The following is a 7,274-nucleotide window of genomic DNA, read 5'->3' as shown; positions in this document are numbered from 1 at the left end:
TCAGAACCCTAGAAGGGTTGGCAGTCGTTTTTCTGATCGTGGGGATATGGGTAGGCGTACGCCAAGTGCGTTACCTGCGCGAAATCGCTCGCGATGATAGTTTGTTTACCCGTCTGCTGGGTTGGACCTTTGAACCTCCGGCGCCGCCGAAAGAGGAATATCTCAAGGAGCAGCCCCTTTTAACGCGTCGGGTTTTGCAGGCGAAAGAAGGCGGTCATTGATGTCCGCGGCGGAGAACCGGTTGGGGTAGGTTTAGGTTCGACAAACGCTATGATGCGCGCTGGACCGCACCGTTCCCCCTTCAAGCCAAAGCCGTGCTTCCTCGACCGATCACACCAGCGCGCTTGACGCGCCGCACAGGGCACATCCTCCACGGCATAATGTCGAGGATACAGGCGTTGCTCCCAAAACTGCGCGCGGCGACGATCATGCTGGCAAGCGTCCGCGTGGATCGCGTCCGTTTTGGCGACAGGTACGCGAAACAGAACCGCACCGCCGATTTCGCCAAGTTCGCTCGATAAATTTGGCGGTACGACCGTCATAGCCAGAACGCGCTTCGCGCCGCAGTCGGACGACAGCGAGTGCAACCTTGAGTCCAGATGTTCGATGGTCGGCGATTGCGCGGCGAGAAAACGTTGCGCAATCGCCGCAGCTTGACGCAATTTTACATGCTGATCCGCGATTCAACGCAACCGATATTGCGTCGCAGCACGATTTATGGTCGCTTGGTTAAAATCGGGGGATGCGCCGTTAACCATTCTACAAGAGGTGGTGGCGCATCGTGCCACGATGGCACTTTAACGGCGGGGTGATAGTATGGCTGCTCGGATGAAAAAGCCTGCGAATGGCGCGATGACGCTGGCCGAAATGAAGGAATTTGCGACCTTCTCCTCGGCCACGCAGCGTTATGTCCGCCGCTCGCTCGATATCGGGCTTGACCGCGAAGATGCGATGACGCGCTGGTCGCGCGACGTGGTCGAGGCCGCGAGCATCCGCGCGCAAGCCAAGCTCTACGCGCGCCTGCCCGCGATCCGCGAGATGATCCCCGACGATAGCGGACTCGACGCGGTCGAACCCTTCCTTGCGCCGCTGATGACGGTGACCGCCTTCGATCTGGGGCAAGGTCGGCTGACGACCTTCTCGGCCTATCGCTTCCTGTACGAACGCCTCGTTGGCGCCGAAGTGCGGCCGTGGTTGCCCGCCGCCTTCTGCTCGGCGGCGGCACTGCCGCATCTGCACCCCGATCTGCGGCGCAAGCTGCTCCAGTCGATCAGCGAAGCGGCGGCGACGGCGTCGGGCTGGTCGAACCGCCAGCCGGCCTTCTTTCCGAAATGGGTGGAAAAGGTCGAGGCGACCGCGCTGCCGAACTGAGGTTTGCTGTGGTGCTCCTGCGTCGGCAGGCGCCGAGGATTGCAGGTGCTGCGCTTCATTACCCTGGGCTCCTGCCTGCGCAGGAGCACATGGCCTACCGGCACACCGTCCACCCCAGCCCGCCACGCGTCGCCTGGTCGAGATGGAAATGGTTGGCGTGCGCCGCGTTATAATCGGGCGAGAGCGTCGTCGCGAACAGCCGGCACGCGCCGTTGCGCACACGGTGGAGGAAGGTCGCTTCGGGGCCAGTGCCGCGCCAATCGTCGAGCACGCTGATCCGGCGTCCGTCGGCGAGCACGAAACCGGCGATATCGACCGCATCGGCGGTGGCATGTTCGCTCCAATTGCCACCCTCCCCGCTGCCGATCCGACGGCAATTATAGCTGCCAAGATGATCGATGCCGACGACCGGGCTGCCGAGCAAGAGACGCGCTTCGGTCTGGACCGAGTGCCATTCCCACAGCGCGAGGCTGGCCGCGACCGCACAGGACGTGCCAAGCGTGGGGCGGTACACCGCGCGGCGCGCACCGCCCGGCCGGAAGGTGACGCCGTCAGCATAGCCGCAGCGCTCCTCCTGCACCGGCGGGAGCAGGGCATAGCGTACCCCGGCGCGATCGAGCAGCGCGCGGCATTGCGGTAGATCGGTGGTGAGGGTTGCGAGCTTGCGCGCGGTGAACATCCCCACCGGATCGCCGAGATCGAGCTTGGTCCAGGGCACATCCTGCGGATGCTGCCGCGCGCCGGCAATCGCGGTGAGGACGATGACGAGCAGGACCGCTGCGGCCAGCATCGCCGCCACCGCTTGCCGCAGCGTGCGCATCAACCGCGCAGCGCCGCGCTGATCGCCTCCGACGTCACGGGATAGCCGAGATCGTCCGGGATGCAGAGATGGTCGGCCCCGTCGCGAGACTCGACCCAGGGGGTTACGGCACGGATTTCATACGACGCCGCATGGGCGGCGGCGGCGCCAAAGCTATGGAATTGCGCGAGGCGTTCGAGATTGCGCCGCGTCGGAAAGATGATGCGCACGCGTCCGGCATCGGCGTCATCGAGCACGCCTTGTGCGGTCGACCAGAAGACGCGGACGTTTTCGGTATCATCGACCACGGGCTCCGGCGCATCGGCGGGGAGCTGCGCGAGATAGAAGCGCGTGTCGAAGATCCGCATATGGGCGTGCGCCGGAAGCCAGCGCGCGAACGCCGTCAGCGCGGCCGGATCGAGCGTCAGCGCCAAGGCGTCCAGCACCGCGCCGATCGCCTCGCCGCGGTGAAGCCCGGCGCGCAGCTTCGCCAGGGTCGCTGGCGCCATGTCGGACAGGCCGACGCCGACGCCGACTTCCTCGATCGTCTCGCGGATCGCGCCGATGCGCGCGGCCATGTCATCGGGGTCGCCGCCGAGTTCGAGCGCGAGCGCGCGGTCGCCCGGGTCGATCCGTCCGCCGGGAAAGACCAAAGCGCCGCCGGCAAAGACCATCGCCTTGGAGCGTTCGACGAAGAGCAGTTCAGGCACGCCGCCGCGTTCGCGAAACAGCACCAGCGTCGCGGCGGGAATCGCCTCGGCAATTGTATCGCTCATGTCCGAAATGCCCAGCGCAAGGTTTTGGCGACGCCGAAGGTTCCGGCGCGCAGAAAGGGTAAGCCGACGCTCGGTTGCGAAAGGCCATGCATCGTCCGCGCCCAGCGCGGGAGCAAATCGACCCCGGCTTGCAGCGTAATCGCCTGGAATGGCCCCGCCGCCAGCGACGGTGCGGGCTGGTTGAGCAGCACCTGCGCCACGTCGCGCGTGCGCGCATCGACAACGAGCGCAGGGCGCATTGCGGTCATGATCGCCTCAGCCTCCGCGCGTGTGTGCGGGATCGGGTCGACGCCGAGCGGTTCGGCGATCCGCGCCATTTCGGCGACGTAGCGGTCCTGATCGGCGCGGCTCATGCCGGGTTCGCCATAACGGATCCAGCCATTGAGGAAGCTCAGCACTTCGCAGACATGGACCCAGGCAAGCAAGGCCGGGTCGCTCGCGCGGTACACCGTGCCATCGGGCAAGGTGCCGCCGATATTGTCGTGGATGCGGCGCACCTTGGCGAGGATGCTGCGCGCATTATCGGGCGCACCGAAGGTGGTGACCGCGATGAAGCGCGCGGTGCGCCGCAGCCGCCCCTGCATATCGTCGCGGAAACCCGAATGATCCCACACGCCGGCCAGCACCTTGGGGTGGAGCATTTGCAGCAGCAGCGCCGCGATGCCGCCGACGAGCATCGCCGTGACGTCGCCATGCACGCGCCACGCCACCGAATTGGGCGGGAACAGCGCATCGGGACGGCGCTGCACCGGCGTCTCCCCGCGCGCGGCATCGTTGAACAGTGCGCGGACCTGCCCGACGATGAGGCCCTTGAACGGGTGCGCGAGACGGGTGGCAGCGGACATTATGGGCATCGTGCCTGAAGGTTTGAGGCGGCGATAGGGTTCCATCGTAAAGTCACCTGCGCACCCGCGCGGCGCAAGGTGACCCAAAGGCCGTATTGAGCGATTGGCACACGGCTGGCAGGCGATTTCGCGCGGGACCGTAACGCCCGCACATCCCCCACGGCGCAAGGATCGGGGCATTCGTCCGCTCCAGCGACCTGCGCCACCCGAAGGAAATATCATGACCGACACCGTACACGACATCGTCGACACGGCCGTTGCCGCCGGCGCATTCACCACCCTCGTCGCCGCCGTCACTGCAGCCGGCCTGGTCGAGACGCTCAAGGGCGATGGCCCGTTCACCGTTTTCGCACCGACCGACGGCGCGTTTGCAGCACTTCCGGCCGGCACGGTCGAAGAGCTGGTCAAGCCCGAGAATAAGGACAAGCTGACCGCAATCCTGCTGTTGCATGTCCTTCCCGGCAAGGTGATGGCAGCAGACGTGACCGGTCAGGTCATGGACGCAGCCACTGCCGGTGGTGCGACGGTCCACGTCGATGGCACGGACGGCGTGACCGTCGACGGCGCCAAGGTTGTGACCGCCGATATCGCCTGCACCAATGGCGTCATCCACGTGATCGACGCCGTGCTGCTGCCCAAGGGCTAACGGCCAAAACGAGGGGGCCGGGGGCAGCAATGCCCCCGGCCCCTTTTTTATGCCGGGACGCCATTCACGACCTTCGGGTCGATCGCATAATCGCGCGCGATTTCGCGTGCGGTCATCTTGGCGGACATCATCACCGATGGCGTGCCACCGCCGGGCTGCGTCCCCTGCCCGACCAAATACAGACCCGTGATATCTTCGCTGCGATTGTGCGGGCGGAAGAACGCCGTCTGCGTCAGGCGCGGCTCGACGCCAAAGCCATTGCCGGCGTAGGACCCCAGGACGTCCTCAAAATATTTCGGCGTGACGAAGCTGCGATAGACCAGCCGCTCGCCCAGATTCGGAATATAGCCGCGATCCTCTAGGAACTGCATGACGGTGTCGGCGAACCGATCGCCGACCACGTCCCAATCGACATCGCCCAGCGTATTGGGCACCGGGATCAGCGTATAAGCGGCATGATGCCCCGGCGGGGCAAGGCTCGGATCGGTGATCGTCGGGATGTGCAGGTACTGCGAGAAATCCTCAGCGAGGATCTTGCGTTCGAAAATGTCGGTCAGCAATTCCTCGTAGCGCGGCCCAAGGATGATGTTGTGGTGGCGCAAATCGGGGTCACCGTCGCGCATTTGATAGCCGAAATAGATCACCATCAGCGACATGCTTTGCTTGCGGAACTTGACCACGGCATCGCGGTTGATTCGGCGGTGCGCCTTGTCGATCAGCTTGAGATAGGTGGTCGCGTAATCGCCGTTCGAGACGACGACATCGGCCGCCAGCGTCTCGCCCGAAGCGAGCGTCACGCCGGTGGCGACGCGCTTGCGCCCGCGCTTCTCGACCTCGATCCGCTCGACCTTGGCGCCCAGCTGCAGCGTGCCGCCCAATTCCCCGAACTTGCGGAGCATCGCGCTGACCAGCGCGCCCGTCCCGCCCATCGCAAAATGCACGCCCCAGGTCTTTTCGACGAAGTGGATCATCGCATAGATCGCGGGCACCTTCAACGGGTTGCCACCGATCAGCAGCGGTTCGAAGCTGAACACCTGGCGCATTTTGTCGCTTTTGAAATATTTGCTGATCAGCGAAAACAGCGGCTGTACCGCGCCCAATTTGAGCAAATCGGGCACGACGCCAAGCATCGAGCCGAGGCTGCCGAAATAGGTGTAGCCGAGTTCGAGGAAGCCGCGCTGGAAGATCGCGCGGGCGGCCTCGTGAAAGCGTTCATAGCCCTCGAGATCCTCGGGCGCGAGCTGCGCGATTTGCGCGCGGACATTCACCGGATCGGCATCGTAATCAAAAAACGTGCCGTCATCGAAATAGATGCGGTAAAAGGGCAGCACCGGCACGATGTCGAGATAGCGGCTGGTGTTGGGTCCGCCGCTAATGCCCGACAGGATCCGGTCCTGCGTGAGCATGGCCGCCGGGAAATCGGGCAAACCCAGCATTGCGGCGTCGCGTTCGAGCGAGAACAGTTCCTCGATAAAATGCGGCACGGTCAGCACGGTCGGCCCCATGTCGAAGACGAACCCCTCGGCGCGGCGGACATAAGCGCGGCCGCCGGGCGCATCGAGCTGTTCGACGATCTGGGTATCGAAACCGAGGCTCTGGAGCCGCATCGCGCAGGCGATGCCGCCAATCCCGGAGCCGATGACGATGGCAGTCTGGCGAGTCATAGCAAGGCTGTTCCTGATAGGGCGCTGCTGCGCCGGTTTTGATCGTTCGATGCCAGCCGCCGCTCCACCCAGCGCGATAAAAGCAAGTGCGGGACTGCCACTGCTGCCAGTAGCCGAAACGCCTGAACCGTCAAATTGGGATCGACGGCGCTCGGGGCCAGCCATTGCAGCGCGCACCAGCCGAGGATCGCTGCGCCCGACACGACGGCGCCGATCGCGAGCCAGCGCAGGCGCGGCATCGGGCCGAGCTGGGCGCGCGTTTGCCGGAGATGCCGCGGCGAATGGAGGAAAACAAAGAACAAGGCGAAGCCGGCGACCGGCGGCGCGACGATCAGCAGGACGAGGCACAGCGCCATCGCCGCTGCCCATTGCCGACTGCCATCCTGCCACGCAATGGCGATGCCGACCGAGGTCACCAGCAGCGTCACCGGCGCGGCGGCGGTGACGAGCTGGGTGAGCAACACGGCGCGGTCATCGCTCAGCGCGACGAATAGCCGCGCGACGTCGGCCGGATGCCCGAGCGTCGGCGCGGCAATGATCGCGGCGCCTGCGGCAACGCGCAACAGCGGTTCGTCGAGCTTGTGCCAGTCTTCGCCGAAATGCACGGCGGCGACCGCGAGAAACACAATGAGCGCAACGAGCGGCAGCGTCATCCACAACAGCGCCATGCCAAGCGCGACCGCCAGATACCCTGCAATCGCCAGCGCCACTTGCACGCGACCGAGCGCGACGGTGCGACGCAGCAGCGCGATATCATACGCACCGTGCGGCAAGCCGCCGCCGATGAAGACGATCGTGGCAGCGGCCACCGCCGCCGGTTGCCCGAGCGGGATCGCCGCCACGAGCGCGAGCGACAGCGCGGCCGCCGCCACCCAGTAGGACCGATGCACCAAATCGCCCCGCTCCACCGGAGCGTGACGATTTGATACCGTAGATGATGACGCAGTTGCGTGCATCAGATCAGGCGGCGTGGGCCTTGTGACCGCTCGCGGCTTCGGCTTCGGACTTGCGGACCGCGATCAGGAAGATCAGCACGCCGAGCCCTGCCTTGGCGAGGATGTCGGCGATCGTGTAGCCGATCTGGATCGTCGTCGTGGCGGTGCCGCCGGTCAGACCGACATAGGGTGCCATGTACACGATCGGGTAGAAGCCCCACGATGCGAAGGTCAGCAA

At 65.1% G+C, this 7,274-nt stretch carries 9 protein-coding genes; 3 read left to right on the top strand and 6 right to left on the bottom strand.

Translation table 11 applies throughout. The features are described 5' to 3' along the window. On the top strand, positions 1 to 221 hold a 221-nt coding region (locus ABWP09_RS12350; protein WP_353205430.1), incomplete at its 5' end, for a hypothetical protein. 595 nt (positions 222 to 816) lie between these two features. After that, positions 817 to 1,371: a hypothetical protein gene (locus tag ABWP09_RS12345; protein ID WP_188446999.1), complete on the top strand. Its 555-nt coding sequence runs from the start codon at positions 817 to 819 to the stop codon at positions 1,369 to 1,371. A gap of 94 nt (positions 1,372 to 1,465) precedes the next feature. Here the strand turns inward: ABWP09_RS12345 and ABWP09_RS12340 are convergent, their stop codons facing one another. The 3 genes from ABWP09_RS12340 to ABWP09_RS12330 are packed head-to-tail and all read right to left on the bottom strand — an operon-like array spanning position 1,466 to position 3,791. After that, positions 1,466 to 2,191, bottom strand: coding sequence for an extensin-like domain-containing protein (locus ABWP09_RS12340; protein WP_353205431.1), 726 nt, complete (start codon positions 2,189 to 2,191; stop codon positions 1,466 to 1,468). Further along, positions 2,191 to 2,946 (bottom strand): NUDIX hydrolase, encoded by a 756-nt coding sequence (locus ABWP09_RS12335; RefSeq protein ID WP_353205429.1) that lies wholly within the window; start codon positions 2,944 to 2,946, stop codon positions 2,191 to 2,193. The genes ABWP09_RS12340 and ABWP09_RS12335 overlap by 1 nt, the downstream gene beginning before the upstream one ends. Next, the gene (locus ABWP09_RS12330; RefSeq protein WP_353205428.1) at positions 2,943 to 3,791 is read right to left on the bottom strand and encodes an oxygenase MpaB family protein; all 849 of its coding nucleotides are present in this window, start codon (positions 3,789 to 3,791) and stop codon (positions 2,943 to 2,945) included. Before ABWP09_RS12330 ends, ABWP09_RS12335 begins: the two co-directional genes overlap by 4 nt. Positions 3,792 to 4,011: 220 nt before the next feature. Here ABWP09_RS12330 and ABWP09_RS12325 point away from each other — a divergent pair, with 220 nt between their 5' ends. Further along, the gene (locus ABWP09_RS12325; protein ID WP_353205427.1) at positions 4,012 to 4,437 is read left to right on the top strand and encodes a fasciclin domain-containing protein; all 426 of its coding nucleotides are present in this window, start codon (positions 4,012 to 4,014) and stop codon (positions 4,435 to 4,437) included. A 47-nt stretch (positions 4,438 to 4,484) separates the two neighbouring features. Here the strand turns inward: ABWP09_RS12325 and crtI are convergent, their stop codons facing one another. From crtI to ABWP09_RS12310, 3 genes are all read right to left on the bottom strand, one after another. After that, on the bottom strand, positions 4,485 to 6,101 hold the full coding sequence (gene crtI / locus ABWP09_RS12320; protein WP_353205426.1) for a phytoene desaturase family protein: 1,617 nt from the start codon (positions 6,099 to 6,101) through the stop codon (positions 4,485 to 4,487). Further along, positions 6,098 to 6,991, bottom strand: coding sequence for a Brp/Blh family beta-carotene 15,15'-dioxygenase (locus ABWP09_RS12315; protein ID WP_353205425.1), 894 nt, complete (start codon positions 6,989 to 6,991; stop codon positions 6,098 to 6,100). The genes crtI and ABWP09_RS12315 overlap by 4 nt, the downstream gene beginning before the upstream one ends. 70 nt (positions 6,992 to 7,061) lie before the next feature. Next, the coding region (locus ABWP09_RS12310; RefSeq protein WP_353205424.1) for a bacteriorhodopsin at positions 7,062 to 7,274 on the bottom strand (213 nt) is incomplete at its 5' end.

It is taken from the genome of Sphingomonas sp., from assembly GCF_040398505.1.
Classification (GTDB): Bacteria; Pseudomonadota; Alphaproteobacteria; order Sphingomonadales; family Sphingomonadaceae; genus Sphingomonas.
This window is presented reverse-complemented; position numbering and strand designations above follow the sequence as displayed.